The sequence below is a fragment of the Psychrobacillus sp. OK032 genome (assembly GCF_900111345.1).
Taxonomy (GTDB): Bacteria; Bacillota; Bacilli; order Bacillales_A; family Planococcaceae; genus Psychrobacillus.
Genome location: NZ_FOGY01000003.1, coordinates 310664 through 326493, shown reverse-complemented (window position 1 = coordinate 326493; position 15830 = coordinate 310664). Strand labels below are relative to the sequence as shown.

Genomic DNA, 15830 nt, shown 5'->3' with positions numbered 1-15830 from the left:
TTTTTTTTCACTTAGACTTTAGAATTACTCAGATTTAGCGAAAGTCTTTTTAAATGCATTGATTGCATTTGACATATCTTCATCTGAAGGAAGGTCTTTAGTCGTACGAATATGATCTAAAACGTTTGTGTGGTTTGAATCTAACCAGCTACCAAGTTCAGCTTCAAAACGAGTAATGTCTTTTACTGGAATATCATCTAAATGGCCACGAGTTAGTGCGTATAAAATCATAACTTGTTTTTCTACTTTAATAGGGCTATTCAAGTCTTGTTTTAATACTTCAACTGTACGTACACCACGGTTAAGTTTTGCTTGAGTTGCAGCGTCAAGATCCGATCCAAATTGAGAGAATGCTTCTAGTTCACGGAATGCCGCTAAGTCAAGACGTAGAGTACCCGCAACTTTTTTCATTGCCTTAATTTGAGCTGAACCACCTACACGAGATACGGATAATCCGGCATTGATCGCTGGACGAACACCCGAGAAGAATAGGTCAGATTGTAAGAAGATTTGACCGTCAGTAATTGAAATAACGTTTGTTGGAATATAAGCAGAGATATCTCCCGCTTGTGTTTCAACGAACGGTAATGCAGTGATTGAACCTGCACCAAGTGTTTCATTTAACTTCGCAGCGCGCTCAAGTAGACGGCTGTGTAAGTAAAATACATCCCCTGGATATGCTTCACGACCTGGAGGACGACGAAGAAGTAATGAAAGTTCACGGTAAGCAGCAGCTTGTTTAGATAAATCATCATAAACGATTAACACGTGCTTGCCTTCGAACATAAACTCTTCTGCCATAGTTACACCAGCATAAGGAGCTAAGTATAATAATGGAGCTGGTTGAGATGCTGATGCAGTAACGACGATTGTGTAATCTAGAGCACCTTTTTTACGAAGTGTTTCAACTACGTTACGTACAGTCGATTCTTTTTGTCCGATTGCTACATAAACACAGATCATATCTTGGTCTGCTTGGTTAAGAATTGCATCGATTGCTACAGTCGTTTTACCCGTTTGACGGTCACCGATGATTAACTCACGTTGACCACGTCCGATTGGAACAAGTGCGTCAATCGCTTTAATACCTGTTTGTAGTGGTTCATGTACAGATTTACGTGCCATAACCCCTTGTGCAGGACTTTCGATTGGACGAGATTTTGTAGTTGCGATAGGACCTAGTCCATCAACAGGTTGGCCAAGTGGATTGACAACGCGGCCAATCAATTCTTTACCAACAGGAACTTCCATAATACGGCCAGTTCGACGTACTTCATCGCCTTCTTTGATGTCAGTGTATGGTCCAAGGATAACGATACCAACGTTGTTCGCTTCCAAGTTTTGTGCCATACCTAATACACCAGTTGAGAATTCTAAAAGTTCTCCAGCCATGACGTTGTCGAGGCCATGAGCAAGGGCGATACCGTCACCAATTTTGATAACTGTACCAACATCACTAACTTTCATCTCAGATTCATAGTTCTCAATCTGCTGTTTAATCAAGACACTGATTTCTTCAGCTTTGATGCTCATGTATGTCACCTCTCAAAATTCATAATATTAACCGATCAAATTACGTTTTAAACGATCTAGCTTTGTGCTAAGACTGCTGTCGTAAATGCGGTTTCCGATTTGTACACGCATTCCACCAATGATAGATGGATCTACAATGTTTTGAATACGTAAAGATTGTTTTCCAACATTTTTTGCGAATGCGGACGAAACCTTCCCACGCTCTTCTTCTGATAACTCACGAGTAGTATATACTTTCGCGTCCGCAATACCTTTTGCTTCGTTCGAAAGTGCCATAAATTCAGTAATAATGTCTGATACTTCGCCTAATCTTTTCTTATCAATCAGCACTAAAAGTGTATGAATGACAATTGGATTAGCATCCTTGAAAATGTCACGAATTAACGCCTTTTTCTTATCTAGTGACAGCTTCGGGGAAGTAAATAATGTCTTCACTTCTTTGTTGCCGTTCCAAACAAGTTTCAGTTCACGTAAATCATTTTCTACGGATGGAAGTTCGTTCTTTTGTTGTGCTAGTTCGAATAAAGCGATTGCGTATCTTTTGGCTGCAGTTAAATTACTCAATTAACTTCGCCTGCCTTCGCAATCGTTGCCTCGATTAGCGTACGATTATCTTCTTCCGAAACTTCTTTTTCAAGAACTTTCGACGCTGCAAGTACAGAAAGTGAAACTACTTCTTGTCGTACTGCTGCAATCGCTCTTTCTTTTTCTGTATCGATTTCACGGATAGCAGATTCTTTCAAACGCGCTGCTTCAGTACGAGCTGTCGTAATAATATCTTCACGAGATGCTTCGCCTTGTTTCTTCGCATTTTCGACAATCGCTAATGCTTCCGTACGTGCTTCTTTCAGTAAGTCACGTTGTTCTTCAAGTAAACGCTGTGATTCTTGGCGGCTATTTTCAGCTGCTTCGATTTCACTTGCGATCAACTCTTCACGTTGAGTCATAATCCCCATAAGTGGACCCCATGCTACTTTCTTCAATAGAGCCATAAGTAATAAGAAGAAGAATAGTGTAGCGATGATATCCCAAATGTTTAACCCGGCACCACCAGCACCAAGGATAAGGTAATCAAAAGACACGATTGTTTCACTCCTTTCAAACGCTATTAAGAGATATTGCTTCTATAATGTAAACATTTGATCATTGTTTTCTAATTCATAAAGAGAATGGCGGATAAGTTTCCGCCATTATAGACTTGTCTATGTTTATTATTTGTTTAATACGATGAACGCGATAACTGCAGCGATGATTGGAATCGCCTCAACTAATGCTACCCCGATGAACATAACTGTTTGTAAAGCTCCACGTGCTTCTGGTTGACGAGCGATACCTTCTACTGTTTTTGAAACGATTAATCCGTTACCAATACCTGCACCAAGTGCACCTAAACCGATTGCTATAGCTGCTGCTAAAAGACCAACTGAACCTACCATTGTTTAATTTCCTCCTTGGAATGTTGTTTATTTTTATTTATTTCTGCTTAAGATTTAAGCAGTTATATTAATGGTCTGTCGACACTTTGTGCGACATATAAACCATCGTTAACATAACGAAAATGAACGCTTGGATTCCACCTATAAATAGGGAGAAACCTTGCCATGCCATTGCTGGTATAATTGCTCCAACAAAGCCGAAAGCACTAGATGTTGCTAAGCCTGCAAGTAGTCCGAGTAGAACTTCCCCTGCATAGATGTTACCGTAAAGACGTAGACCGAGTGTCAACGTGTTTGCGAATTCTTCAATAATTTTTAAAGGTAATAGGAATGGAAGCGGCTTTAAGAAGTCTTTCCCATATTCTTTCAAACCCTTCATTTTAATACCATAATAGTGCGTTAATAGAAGAATCATTACTGCTAGTGTCATTGTTACTGTTGGATCTGCTGTTGGGGATTTCCACCAAAGTACTCCGTCATATGAAATAGAAAACGGAAGTCCTAATACGTTCGCTACTGCGATAAACATGATTAATGTAATTCCAAGAATATGGAATCGTCCACCAGTTTGCCAGTCGAAGTTACTTTTAATAATGCCTTTCACAAAGTCCATTATCCACTCCATGAAGTTTTGCATACCAGTTGGCTTCAGTTTCATGTTTCTTGTCGCTATGTAGGCGATCAAAAATACAATGAGTGTAGTAACAGCAAGCATTAAAATGTTGGACCAGTTACCATGCATCCCTAGAAACACAAATTCTGGATTTTTATGTTCCACGATTCATTCACCTCTCTTTCACATACTCATTACTGATTTCTTGTATGAAACATAATACGTTCTACAACAAGCAGAACATAGGGAATCATTAAACCGATAACTGTGCTAATAAGATGAATATATTCTGGAAGGGCAAGTGCAATTGCTACGGCTGCAACACCTGATGCAAATCGAAATGCTGTACCTAAACCTGCTCGTCCTTTTTCACCAGATAACACACGATCAAATTTCTCCATTCTACGCGTTAGAATCCAGAAATTATACAGACCAAATAACGAACCTAGTGCTAAGCCTGCAAAAATTGTCGAATACGGGGTGAATCCCCAACCTAGCGCACATACTGCTAGCAAAAAAAATATGTATATTTTCTGCTTCGTAAAAATACGTTGCATTTCTAGCATTGTTCTTTAGTCTCCTGAATCATATTTTCGAATGGTAGTAATAAGCGCCAATACGCCGGCCAAAAGACCTAGTAGTAAACATATTACTAAAAAAACTGGAGTGGTTCCATATGTTTTATCTATCCACATTCCTGTGAATGTTCCTATTAATATAGAACCTACAAGCTGTGAGAGAATCGCTGAATACAATGCTATCCCTTGTAACGGACGTCTTGTCTGACGCATAAATGAATCCTCACGTTTTTCCTTATTAAGTAAAAACTGCGAATCTAGTAGAAAGTTGATACGACAAGTATTTCGAGCATGAAACCCCTATCATTGATATCCTTTGTAAGCATACAATAGGGGCAATTTGATGTCAATTACTAAGAGTGAAAAACTTCACAAATGGATCCACTTTGACATCGTATCGACAAATTTAAGAAAATTATGTTTACTCATTGCTTGTCAAACGATAATTTTTGTGTCTCCAGTTATAAAAAAAAAAGAAATTTATTACTTCGTTCCGAATAAACGGTCACCAGCGTCACCCAAACCTGGTACGATATAACCATGTTCATTTAATTTTTCATCGAGTGCAGCTATATAAATATCTACATCCGGATGCGCCTTTTGTAATGCTTCTACACCTTCAGGAGCTGCGATTAAGCACATAAACTTAATACTCGTTGCTCCGCGTGTTTTAAGTGAATTTACTGCCTCAATTGCGGAGCCACCTGTTGCAAGCATAGGATCTACTAAAATAAAATCACGTTCAGCCACATCAGCTGGAAGCTTCACATAATATTCTACAGGTTGTAATGTTTCGGGATCTCTGTATAGCCCAATATGTCCAACCTTTGCAGCGGGGATTAATTTTAAAATACCATCAACCATCCCTATTCCTGCACGTAATATTGGAACGATTCCAATTTTCTTCCCGGCTAATACTTTTGATTGAGTTGTTTGGACCGGTGTTTTCACTTCTGTTTCCTCTAATGGCAGATCACGAGTAATTTCAAAAGCCATTAGTGTAGCCACTTCATCAACAAGTTCACGGAATTCTTTTGTTCCCGTTTCAATATTGCGGATATATGTGAGTTTGTGTTGAATAAGTGGGTGGTCAAATACGAAAACTTTAGGCATATTTTTATCTCCTTCGTGGTTTTATTTGAAATTCTATTAATTATAACAAAAAACGCAGTGAACATACCACTAATCCTACGTTTTAATATTGCGTCTATTTGCGCTATTGTCATTGGTTTGTAATAATTAATTTTCTGACTGCTTTAAGAGCAAGAAAAAGTATTAAAAATCTCATAGTTAGTTTGTCGTGTTCGATGGGTTGTTTGTTGTGTTCACCTGGGGCTTTGTCGCGTTCGATGGTCGTTTGTCGTGTTCACTGCTCGTTTTGTCTCGGTTGGGATTTTATTGGAAACTATTTTCTTAAAGATTGCTCTTTGCGTAGCTAATACCTTATTTTCAATTTTGTCGTGTTCAGCTATCTTTTGTCGTTTAGGGCTTTTTCATTCATTTCTATTACTATTTTATCGATAACTACATACAGGTCGTTTCTAAAATCTAAATAAGCTACCTCGCTTTGGCAAGGTAGCTTAATTCAAATATGTGATTAATTATTATACAGCGGATATTTATCCGTTAAAGCTGCAACGCGTTCTTTTGCTTCTTGGATTACTTCTGCGTCCTCGTGATTTTTCAATAGTTTCGCAATGATCGAAGCAATTTCTTTCATTTCTTCTTCTTTAAATCCACGAGAAGTTACTGCTGGTGTTCCTAATCGAACGCCAGAAGTGATAAATGGACTTTGTGTTTCATATGGGATTGTATTTTTGTTAACAGTAATCCCAACTTCGTCAAGAACGTGTTCAGCAATTTTACCTGTTAGTTCAAGTGCAGAAACGTCTACTAGCATCAAGTGGTTGTCTGTACCACCAGATACGATACGAAGTCCTTCTGCTACTAAACTATCTGCTAGTGTTTTAGCATTCGCAATCACTTGTGCTTGGTATTCCTTGAATTCAGGTTGTTGTGCTTCTCCAAATGCAACTGCTTTTGCAGCGATAACATGCATTAATGGACCACCTTGAATTCCTGGGAAGATAGTTTTATCAATTTTCTTTGCAAACTCTTCTGTTGTTAAGATCAATCCACCACGTGGTCCACGCAAAGTTTTATGTGTTGTTGACGTAACGAAATGCGCATGTGGAACTGGATTTGGATGAAGGCCTGCAGCAACTAAACCTGCAATATGTGCCATATCTACAAATAGGTATGCTCCGATTTCATCTGCAATTTCACGGAATTTAGCGAAGTCAATTGTACGTGAATAAGCACTTGCTCCAGCAACGATCATTTTTGGTTTGTGTTCTAATGCAATTGCTCGAACTTCTTCGTAATCAATTAGTTCCGTTTCTTTACTAACACCGTACTCGATGAAGTTATATTGAATTCCACTAAAGTTTACAGGGGAACCATGCGTTAAATGTCCACCATGTGATAAATTCATACCTAAAATCGTGTCACCTGGTTGTAAAGCAGTCATGTAAACAGCCATATTCGCTTGTGAACCCGAATGAGGTTGTACGTTTGCATGCTCTGCTCCGAAAATTTCTTTCAAACGATCACGAGCAATATTCTCTACTACGTCTACATGCTCACAACCACCATAATAGCGTTTAGCTGGGTAGCCTTCTGCATATTTATTTGTCAGTACTGAACCTTGTGCTTCCATAACTGCTTCGGATACAAAGTTTTCAGATGCGATTAACTCGATATTTGATTGCTGACGTTTTTTCTCCGCTAGCATCGCTTCGTATACTGCTGGATCTTGTGTTAAAATTTTCTCCATTTCTCATTTCCTCCTCTAATATCATCCGTAAAATGCACGTTCTCCACCAATTAGTTTCGGACGTGTGTTTGCAATCGTCACGACTGCTCCCCCAATTTGTTTTGTGGACACGCGAATTGGAACAGCTACAGGCTGTAACTGCATACCAATAAGGGTTTGTCCTATATCAATGCCGGCACGTGCTTGTACATGCTCGACTACGACTGGGTCTTGGAATTGCGTGTACGCATAAGCAGACATGGAGCCACCTGCACGAACAACTGGAATAACAGAAACTTCCGGTAATCTATAAAGCTTTTGCGTCTTTCTTTCCATAGTAATTGCACGATTTATATGCTCGCAGCCCTGAAAAGCTAAATGCACGTTATTGCGCACTGCAAATGCTTGGAATGGTCCATATAAAACCTCTGCTACTTCTAAACCACCAGCGGTTCCAATTTTCTCACCTATAATTTCTGAGGTTGAACAGCCGATTACAAAAAGATCGTCTTCGTGAAAGTCAATTTGCTGCTCCACTTCCAGAAGAAGCTGTTCTATTTGCTCTTTCCACAAATCTTTTGCTTCCATCTGAAAATCCCTTCTTCCTCAGTTTTCTAGCGCTGTAATTTTTTCTACACGGCGCGCGTGGCGTCCGCCTTCGAAATCTTGTGCAAGCCAAGTTGCAACTATTTCTCTTGCAAGTCCTGGACCAATTACTCGTTCTCCCATTGCAAGTACATTCGAGTCGTTATGGCATCTTGTTGCTTTTGCGGAAAATACATCATGTACTAATGCGCATCTAATACCTTTTACTTTGTTTGCTGCAATAGACATGCCAATACCTGTACCACATATTAGAATGCCACGATCAAACTTCCCACTTACTACACCTTCTGTAACCGGCATTGCATAGTCGGGATAGTCAACAGAATCGTCACTTGTTGGACCAAAATCTTCATAAGAAAGTCCGAGCTCTTCTAGTTGTTGCATAATTTCTTTACGAAGAATATTACCACCATGATCAGAAGAAATTGCAATTTTCAATTTGTTCCCTCTTTTCTGTTTTAGTACTCCAATTTATCATACCATTTATCTGCAAAAAAAAATACAATTCACGCAAAGTGAATTGTATTTAAAAGTACTATCTTGACGAATTTCTGTCAAATTTCGAAATTACCTTGAATAATGCTTCCGATTGTTGTTTTAATCCGAACGATAGGCGATCAATTTGCTCGATTGATCGTGCTTGTTCGTCTGTTGCACTTCTCACTTCTTCTGCTCCAGCAGACGTTTCTTCTGCAATGGCAGCTACCTCTTGAGATTGACGGGCAGTATTTTCGATATTCGATAATTGTTTTTCTACCAATGAAGAAATTTCGACAACGGATTCTGCCATATGATGGATTTTATGAGACATTTCTTCTACCGCCTCATTCGTTTCAGAAACACGTTTTGCTTCCCCTACTGCGAAGTTTACTTGCTCTGTCATTTGACGGACAACCGTTTGGACATCTGTTTGAATAGCAATGATTAATGCTGAAATACCTTGTACAGCTTTCCCACTCTCATCAGCTAGTTTACGCACTTCTTCCGCGACGACCGCAAAACCTTTTCCATGTTCCCCAGCACGAGCAGCTTCGATCGATGCATTTAATGCAAGTAAATTCGTTTGTGCCGCTATATCACCCACTAGTTGAATAATATTTTCCACTTTCCCAGCGTTTACTTCTAGTTGCTTTACATTAATTAAAGCCGCTTCGCTTCCTGAAGCAACTTGTTGTATACCATTTACAAGCGATTGAATGACTTCCGTTGTTTGCGCCAAACCTCGAATCATTTCCCCAGACTGTACGTTTGATTTTTCTGCACGCATATTTACTTCTGAAGCTAGTACTCGAACATCTTCCACTGACTCCACCGTTTCTTGGACAGCGACTGCGGAATGCTCAGCCCCTTCGGAAATTTGTGCAATCGTTTGTGCAATTGCTTCAGCCTGTTCGGAAGCTACGGAAGATTGTTGTGATAATTGTTGCACCGAATTATTCGTTTTCTCAAAATTATCTTCAATACTTTGAACCATTTCTCTTAAATTGACAAGCATCGATTGAAATGCGATAGAAACAGACTGGATTTCATCTTTCGATTTTGGTACTTCCACATCGACACCAATTTTACCTTCTGAGACATGCGTCGCTACCTTTTCCAAATTAAATAAAGGCTTAATGATTAGTCCGCTAAAAAAGTAGGCAAGTAATCCCGACCAAATAATACCTAACGCATACATAGCAATTTCAAAAGCAAGTGAATTTGTCCCATCTCCAAAAAGTAAAGGCTGTATAAAGTTGATGAACACTGCACTTGTTGTGTATGTAACCAATGCTAGAACCATAACAAATAAAACAATCTTTTTTTGAATTCCGAATGAGTACCGCTTTTTTTCTGTTGCCATCCTAATCCCCCTGGAGTTTTTTGACTAGTTTGTCAGTAAGTGTATGTAGTTCTTGATACGTGTGCTCATATGTACTTAAATCGCCTCCATAAGGATCTGACACATCTTGTGTATTTTCAGGTGTCACAAATTCTGTGTACATATACACTTTGGAAATAGCTTCTGGAAATGAATAAATCATCGCTTGCTTATGTGATGCCGTCATCGTGAGAACGAGATCTGCCCAATCGATTAACGCTTCCTTCATTGCAGACGACTCATGAGTAAAAGGTACGTCATTGTTATCTAGTACTATTTGACTATTCTGAGACATTGCTCCTCCATCCATTGCATAAATACCTGCGGAACGGACGTTAATATTTTCTATATCTCGAGCCTTTAGTATCGCCTCTGCCATTGGACTTCGACACGTATTTCCTGTACAAACAAACAAAATATTCATCGTTACATTTCCCCATCTCTAGTATATATTAAATAGTCTAATTATAATGTGTTCATTTCTTAAATATTTCGTAAAACTATAATTCCTAATAATAAAATGCCGACTCCTGCCAACCTCATTATAAGCCCTCGATTCAGAAAAGCATGTTTAAAAATCACTTTTTGCGCAATAAAAACGGCCAAATAAGAAAATATACCCGAACTTAAAATGAATAGAAACTTTTCTACTTTAAGCATACCAAATGAAATACTTACTGAAAAGGTATCAATGCTCGCAACAACCGCTAGTAAATAAGGTGATAGTAGCGGAACTTGTTTAGGAGACCTCGCTAAAACCATTTGTAATCCAACAAGTATCAACAAAAACCCGGATAGGTATGGACTTGCATATTGCAAATAGTTTTGCACTATTGCTCCTGCATAATATCCGATTAACGGAAAAAGCATATGTAAGGATGCTACCCAAGCTGCTAAAGTGAAAATTTGCTTCCGATATAATACGAGTGAAAATAAAATGAGTACATCTACTGACATTAATGCACCCGCTAAAACTTCACGCCACAAAAAAATCTCCCCCGTCCTTTCGCATAATTAAATGTATGCAAAAGAATGGAAGAGAATACGCTCCGATTAGAAAAGCACGGGATGGCCCGTTGAAAATATAGAGGCTTTCGCAGTGACCATCGTACAGACCTCCAAAGATCCAATCTCGGTGCTCTATACAATAGAATGAAACATGTTCATAAATTAGATTTCATACCAATTCCCATTAGCTGCTTTTTCCAGTCTATTCATAATAGCCGTTCCAACACCTGTTTTCGAGAATATTGGAACTAATATAATATCTGCATCTGTTTCATCACAACTTCTAAGTGCGTCGTAAAGTAAGTGAGCAGCACTTTCTAGTTGATGTTCTTGTCCTAAGGAAAAATAATAGTCCGCTTTCGTTAGGTAAAAACTTTCTGTTGCGATTAACGCTACTTTTTTATCATCATTATGTATTTGTTCTATTGCCTTTTGTACTTTTTGGGTTGATGCTTCGATTAAATAGACAGGAGCATCAGGTGAATAATGTGCATATTTCATCCCTGGTGCACGAGGAGCTTCTGCTTCGTCTGAAAGTTTGGACTCATTAACCTGGCCAATTACTTTTTCCAGCATTTCTTTTGTCACTCCACCGGGGCGTAATATCGTTGGTACTTCTGTCGTAAAATCTAAAACTGTTGACTCTAATCCGATTCCAGTTGCTCCACCATCTAAAATAAGCGGAATTTTCCCGTTTAAGTCATGATACACATGCGCAGCTTTTGTTGGACTAGGTTTCCCACTTTTATTTGCACTTGGAGCAGCGACTGGTTGTTTTAAACGTCTAAGTAATTCAAGTGCTACAGGATGATCTGGCATTCGAACGCCGACTGTATTTAATCCAGCTGTTACATTTTTAGCAAGTGAATTATGTTGAATAGGTAATACGAGCGTAAGTGCTCCCGGCCAAAATTTGTCCATACAAGTTTTAGCTAGATTCGGAACATTTTGTGTAAACGCCGATAATTCTTCTTTTGAACCAATATGCACAATCAGCGGATTATCTTGCGGTCTGCCTTTTGCTGCGAAAATTTTAGCTACTGCAGATTCACTCGTCGCAATAGCACCTAACCCATAAACAGTTTCAGTCGGAAAAGCAACAGTATCTCCTGCACTTAACAAATCCACAGCTTGTGTATAACTAAACTCTTTTTCTAATAAGTTATCCACACTCATAATTTCGGTTTTCATGTCGTATTTTCTCCTTTCTTTCTTAGTTGTCCACAATTTGTTGATAACTTTCTGAATTTTGTGGATAGTTATGTGGAAAACTTCTTTTTTAACCATTCCCACACCCAAAATTTTGGTTTTTCTTCTTTCTCTACTTCTTCTTTGTAACAAACCTTCGGAAATAAAGAGCACCACCAGTTATCTCCACGTCCTTGCCCAATAGAAATGACGATTGATTCTACATTTGTTTGTGAAGTAATTCCTTCATTCCATACTTTAGGCGGAAATAGAGCCATGCCCGTGGATATATGAATCTCTTCATTTAACTTTTCTGACAACTTATCCACAGCTTGTTCTAATTCGCTATATGTTTGTTGCTGATTTTGATTATACTTCAGTAAAATAGGTTCAATTGTACTTTTGACTTCTTCTTTTATTTGTTGATCTTGGATTGTATTGCTATTGGCAATTAATCGAAAGCGCATTCCTTCCGTTTCTTCCCCTTGTTGAAAAAGAAAAAATAAACAAAACTGAATGAGTAGTAACATCCATATGAAGAAAATAACTGCATCTATTTGCCCGCCAAGTCGAGGCGCTTTTTTTATCTCGTAATCTGGTAACATGTAACATTCCTCCCTTAGGAACATTGTTACCAATAGATTCATAACTTATACTTCGATTGTACAAAAAACAAATCTATTTTTTTGATTTATATCTTTTACAATTTCCACTTGTGCTTCTGGAAATGCAGTTTGAAGCATTTTTTGTACAGCAGGGCCTTGGGCGTAACCTATTTCAAAACCTATGAAACTAGGAGTATTCATCAATTGAGGAAGATGTTCCGCCATTTTTCGGTATAATTGCAATCCATTTTCTTCTGCAAATAAAGCAAGATGTGGTTCATAGTCTAACACTGTATCAGACATGTCTGTCGCTTCTTCATTTCCTATATAAGGCGGATTCGATAAGACGATATCCCATTTCTCATTTGCAATGGGGGCAAGTAAATCCCCTTGTTTGAATACAATTTCCGCTTCTAATCGTTGTGCATTTTTTGTAGCCATTTCCAGCGCTTCGGGTGAAATATCTGTTGCAGTAACAATTGCATCGGGCATTTCTTTTTTTATCGTAATTGCAATTGCTCCGCTACCTGTCCCAATATCCGCAACTTTCGGTGCAAATTGTGCATGGAATAGTTTTTTCGTCCGTTTTTTTACTTCTTCTATTAACTCTTCCGTTTCAGGTCGAGGGATTAAAACATGTTCGTTTACTAAAAAGCTTCGGTCATAAAATGTTTCTTGCCCGATAATATATTGAAATGGTCGTCCTGTTTCATGCTCTTCCACGTATGACCAAAAAGTTTGAAAGTCTTCTGCGGATATGTCTTCATATAAATCTTGCATTAGTTGTGAATAACTTTTTCCTAGGACATGTTGCAGTAGAAAACGAGCTACTCCTTTTTCCCGATTATTCGCCTCTAAAAAAGAAGAAGCCCGGGTTAGGGCCTCATAATTTGTATTACACATTCGTATCATTCATTCTTTCTAATTTTTCCGCTTGATCTTCTACGATTAACGCATTGACGATCTCATCCATTTTACCTTCTAAAATTTGGTCAAGTTTTTGAATCGTTAACCCAATACGATGATCAGTTACGCGGTTTTGTGGATAGTTATATGTGCGAATTCGTTCGGAGCGGTCACCAGTACCAACTGCTGATTTTCGAACCGCATCATATTCCGCTTGCGCTTCTTGCAAGAATTTATCTGCAACACGGGCACGTAGTATTTTCATCGCTTTTTCTCTATTTTTGATCTGTGATTTTTCATCTTGCATAGATACGGTAATACCAGTTGGTAAATGGGTCATACGCACAGCGGACATCGTTGTATTAACAGATTGCCCACCAGCACCTGAAGATGCAAATGTATCGACGCGGATGTCTTTTTCATGGATATCCACATCTACCTCCTCTACTTCCGGAAGTACTGCAACTGTTGCCGTTGATGTATGAATACGACCACCAGATTCCGTTTCCGGGACACGTTGTACTCGATGTGCGCCATTTTCGTATTTCATTTTCGAATAGGCATTGTTTCCATTAATCATGAAAATAATTTCTTTGAATCCACCAAGACCAGTTGGAGAAGAATCCATTACATCGATTTTCCAATTTTGAGTTTCCGCATAGCGACTATACATACGGAATAGATTCCCTGCAAATAGAGCTGCTTCGTCTCCACCTGCTGCTCCTCGAATTTCCATTATCACGTTTTTATCATCGTTTGGATCTTTCGGGATCAGTAAAACACGTAGCCGCTCTTCTAATTCCTCGATTTGCGACTCGAGCTCATTTACTTCTTCTTTTACCATTTCTTTCATATCCGCATCTAGCTTATCTTCTAGCATAAGCTTCGCATCTTTAAGTTGGCTTTTTACTTCTTTGTATTCGCGATATACATCTACTGTATCTTGCAAATCGGATTGTTCTTTCGAATATTGTCTCAACTTATTGGTATCATTTACGACATCCGGGTCGCTGAGTAGTTCATTTAATTTATCATAGCGATCTTCCACCGATTGTAATCGATCAAACATCGACCTCACCTCGTTCGTTTAAGTCTATTTCATTATTATAAAGAAAAAGTGCAGTCCTTGCTACTTTTTCTTCACTATTGTTGGATGAAGGGAATTAAGGCTTGAAAGTAAATGGCTTATCAGCACCATTATGGGATTAAAGCAATCAATTCTCAAAATATGCCCTTTCATATAGTATTAGATTAAATATAGCCGCTTATGCTGTAATTATTCTATTATGTGTAATAGGAGATCCAATTGTTACAGGAGAGCAACCAGTTCAGGGAGTTAACTATATAAAGATGTTCCGGAAATGGCAATAAAAACGCACTTACCCCAAACAGGTAAGTGCATAAAGTTGTTAAATTCGGCAAGGACCACCACTTCGCTTTCCACAGGCTTGGCTTCAGCCTCCTTAGGCCAACACTATGTTGGTCACGAAGGCGTTGCCACACGAGGTGGCGTTCTTAGCCTTTGTTCCTCATGCGTTCCTACGGGTTCTTTAGCTCAAGCTATTCCCACAGGAGTCTTCGTGGTGGTCCTTGCTTTATAAATACTTCCTTAAAGATATCGACTTTCATTACTTTGAATTGAATAAAGCAACTTCTTTAGGAAAATTTATTGCTCATAATCGTTTTTTAAATACTTTTTTCATCAACCTGCGCACTTACCCAAACATGGCAAGGACATTTTTCTTATAATGGTGGGTTTGCGTGGCATTTGCGGCATACGGGATAGTAGGAATCGTTGCCACCTATTTGAATTTGCTCACCGGTATATATCGGTTTTCCATTTCCGTCCACTCGTAAGTTCATAATGGCTTTTTTATGGCAGAACCAGCAGATTGTTTTCATTTCTTCAATTTTGTCCGCGTAGATGAGCATGTAGCGACTACCTTCAAACATTTCGTTTTGAAAGTCATTTTTTAATCCGAATCCCATAACCGGGATATTTAGTTCGTCGACTATTTGGGTTAACTGTAACACATGCTCTTTTTTCAAAAATTGTACTTCGTCGATTAGGACACAATAAGGTTTTGGTGTTTGTTCTTTTACTAGTTCATATAAATTTGTATCGTCGTATATAGCGGTTGCTTTTCTTTTTAAGCCGATTCTACTGGAGATATATCCAACTTCATCCCGAGTATCGATGCCTGGCGAGAAGATAAGTACAGGTTTGTTTTGTTCTTCATAATTGTGTGCTACTTTTAATATTTCTATTGATTTTCCACTATTCATTGCACCGTGCTTATAAAATAATTGAGCCATTTGTATTCTCCTTATGTAACATATATTCGTGTATTTTTCCTCTATCTATTTATATCATAAGGTCGTATTCATCGAAACATAAATAAATATTTTCGAATTTCCCTTCAAAACTCTAGTTGATTTTCACTCCAGGCGGATACTTTCCGCCGGTATGGCTTCAGCCACTTCGCTTCCGGCGCAGAAAACATCTGCTATTTCTGCCGGAGTCGCCGCCTGAAATGAAAATCAAAATGGAACCTACAAACTAATATCTTAGCTTAGAATAGCCCTAAAACGCGTCTCTAGACAACTCAAATATATTATTCGCATTTCATATTTCCTACAAACAAAAATACCTGTAAAGCACTGTGTGCTTTACAGGTATT

General features: G+C 38.6%; 19 protein-coding genes. All 19 read right to left on the bottom strand.

The window, feature by feature from the left end; genetic code table 11:
- Positions 1–24: 24 nt before the first annotated feature.
- The 19 genes from atpA to BMZ04_RS08420 all read right to left on the bottom strand — a co-directional run bounded on the left by atpA (position 25) and on the right by BMZ04_RS08420 (position 15465).
- Complete coding sequence (atpA, locus tag BMZ04_RS08510) at positions 25–1533, bottom strand: F0F1 ATP synthase subunit alpha (protein WP_093267892.1); 1509 nt, start codon at positions 1531–1533, stop codon at positions 25–27.
- A gap of 27 nt (positions 1534–1560) precedes the next feature.
- A complete protein-coding gene (locus BMZ04_RS08505) occupies positions 1561–2097 on the bottom strand; it encodes a F0F1 ATP synthase subunit delta (protein WP_093267890.1) in 537 nt (178 codons plus the stop codon).
- A complete protein-coding gene (atpF, locus tag BMZ04_RS08500) occupies positions 2094–2615 on the bottom strand; it encodes a F0F1 ATP synthase subunit B (protein WP_093267887.1) in 522 nt (173 codons plus the stop codon). Before atpF ends, BMZ04_RS08505 begins: the two co-directional genes overlap by 4 nt.
- 129 nt (positions 2616–2744) lie before the next feature.
- A complete protein-coding gene (atpE, locus tag BMZ04_RS08495) occupies positions 2745–2969 on the bottom strand; it encodes a F0F1 ATP synthase subunit C (RefSeq protein ID WP_053590520.1) in 225 nt (74 codons plus the stop codon).
- Positions 2970–3036: 67 nt separating this feature from the next.
- Positions 3037–3747 (bottom strand): F0F1 ATP synthase subunit A, encoded by a 711-nt coding sequence (atpB, locus tag BMZ04_RS08490; protein ID WP_093267884.1) that lies wholly within the window; start codon positions 3745–3747, stop codon positions 3037–3039.
- A 29-nt stretch (positions 3748–3776) separates the two neighbouring features.
- Positions 3777–4148 (bottom strand): ATP synthase subunit I, encoded by a 372-nt coding sequence (locus BMZ04_RS08485; RefSeq protein WP_093267882.1) that lies wholly within the window; start codon positions 4146–4148, stop codon positions 3777–3779.
- 6 nt (positions 4149–4154) lie between these two features.
- A complete protein-coding gene (locus BMZ04_RS08480) occupies positions 4155–4373 on the bottom strand; it encodes an AtpZ/AtpI family protein (protein WP_093267879.1) in 219 nt (72 codons plus the stop codon).
- Positions 4374–4643: 270 nt separating this feature from the next.
- Positions 4644–5273, bottom strand: a complete 630-nt coding sequence (gene upp / locus BMZ04_RS08475) for a uracil phosphoribosyltransferase (protein ID WP_093267876.1) — start codon at positions 5271–5273, stop codon at positions 4644–4646.
- Positions 5274–5757: 484 nt separating this feature from the next.
- Positions 5758–6996, bottom strand: coding sequence for a serine hydroxymethyltransferase (gene glyA, locus BMZ04_RS08470; RefSeq protein WP_093267874.1), 1239 nt, complete (start codon positions 6994–6996; stop codon positions 5758–5760).
- A 21-nt stretch (positions 6997–7017) separates the two neighbouring features.
- Positions 7018–7563, bottom strand: coding sequence for a TIGR01440 family protein (locus tag BMZ04_RS08465; RefSeq protein ID WP_093267871.1), 546 nt, complete (start codon positions 7561–7563; stop codon positions 7018–7020).
- Positions 7564–7581: 18 nt separating this feature from the next.
- Positions 7582–8019, bottom strand: a complete 438-nt coding sequence (gene rpiB, locus BMZ04_RS08460; protein WP_093267868.1) for a ribose 5-phosphate isomerase B — start codon at positions 8017–8019, stop codon at positions 7582–7584.
- A gap of 97 nt (positions 8020–8116) precedes the next feature.
- Positions 8117–9424, bottom strand: coding sequence for a methyl-accepting chemotaxis protein (locus BMZ04_RS08455; RefSeq protein WP_093267865.1), 1308 nt, complete (start codon positions 9422–9424; stop codon positions 8117–8119).
- 1 nt (position 9425) lies between these two features.
- Complete coding sequence (locus BMZ04_RS08450) at positions 9426–9866, bottom strand: low molecular weight protein arginine phosphatase (protein WP_093267862.1); 441 nt, start codon at positions 9864–9866, stop codon at positions 9426–9428.
- A gap of 59 nt (positions 9867–9925) precedes the next feature.
- Complete coding sequence (locus tag BMZ04_RS08445; protein ID WP_093267858.1) at positions 9926–10429, bottom strand: manganese efflux pump; 504 nt, start codon at positions 10427–10429, stop codon at positions 9926–9928.
- A 183-nt stretch (positions 10430–10612) separates the two neighbouring features.
- The gene (locus tag BMZ04_RS08440) at positions 10613–11641 is read right to left on the bottom strand and encodes an L-threonylcarbamoyladenylate synthase (protein WP_093267855.1); all 1029 of its coding nucleotides are present in this window, start codon (positions 11639–11641) and stop codon (positions 10613–10615) included.
- Between the two features lie 68 nt (positions 11642–11709).
- On the bottom strand, positions 11710–12243 hold the full coding sequence (locus BMZ04_RS08435) for a stage II sporulation protein R (RefSeq protein WP_177184381.1): 534 nt from the start codon (positions 12241–12243) through the stop codon (positions 11710–11712).
- A gap of 45 nt (positions 12244–12288) precedes the next feature.
- The gene (gene prmC / locus BMZ04_RS08430) at positions 12289–13146 is read right to left on the bottom strand and encodes a peptide chain release factor N(5)-glutamine methyltransferase (protein ID WP_255367855.1); all 858 of its coding nucleotides are present in this window, start codon (positions 13144–13146) and stop codon (positions 12289–12291) included.
- Positions 13139–14218: a peptide chain release factor 1 gene (gene prfA, locus BMZ04_RS08425; RefSeq protein ID WP_093267847.1), complete on the bottom strand. Its 1080-nt coding sequence runs from the start codon at positions 14216–14218 to the stop codon at positions 13139–13141. Before prfA ends, prmC begins: the two co-directional genes overlap by 8 nt.
- A 674-nt stretch (positions 14219–14892) precedes the next feature.
- Positions 14893–15465, bottom strand: a complete 573-nt coding sequence (locus tag BMZ04_RS08420; RefSeq protein ID WP_093267844.1) for a thymidine kinase — start codon at positions 15463–15465, stop codon at positions 14893–14895.
- Between the last annotated feature and the right edge of the window lie 365 nt (positions 15466–15830).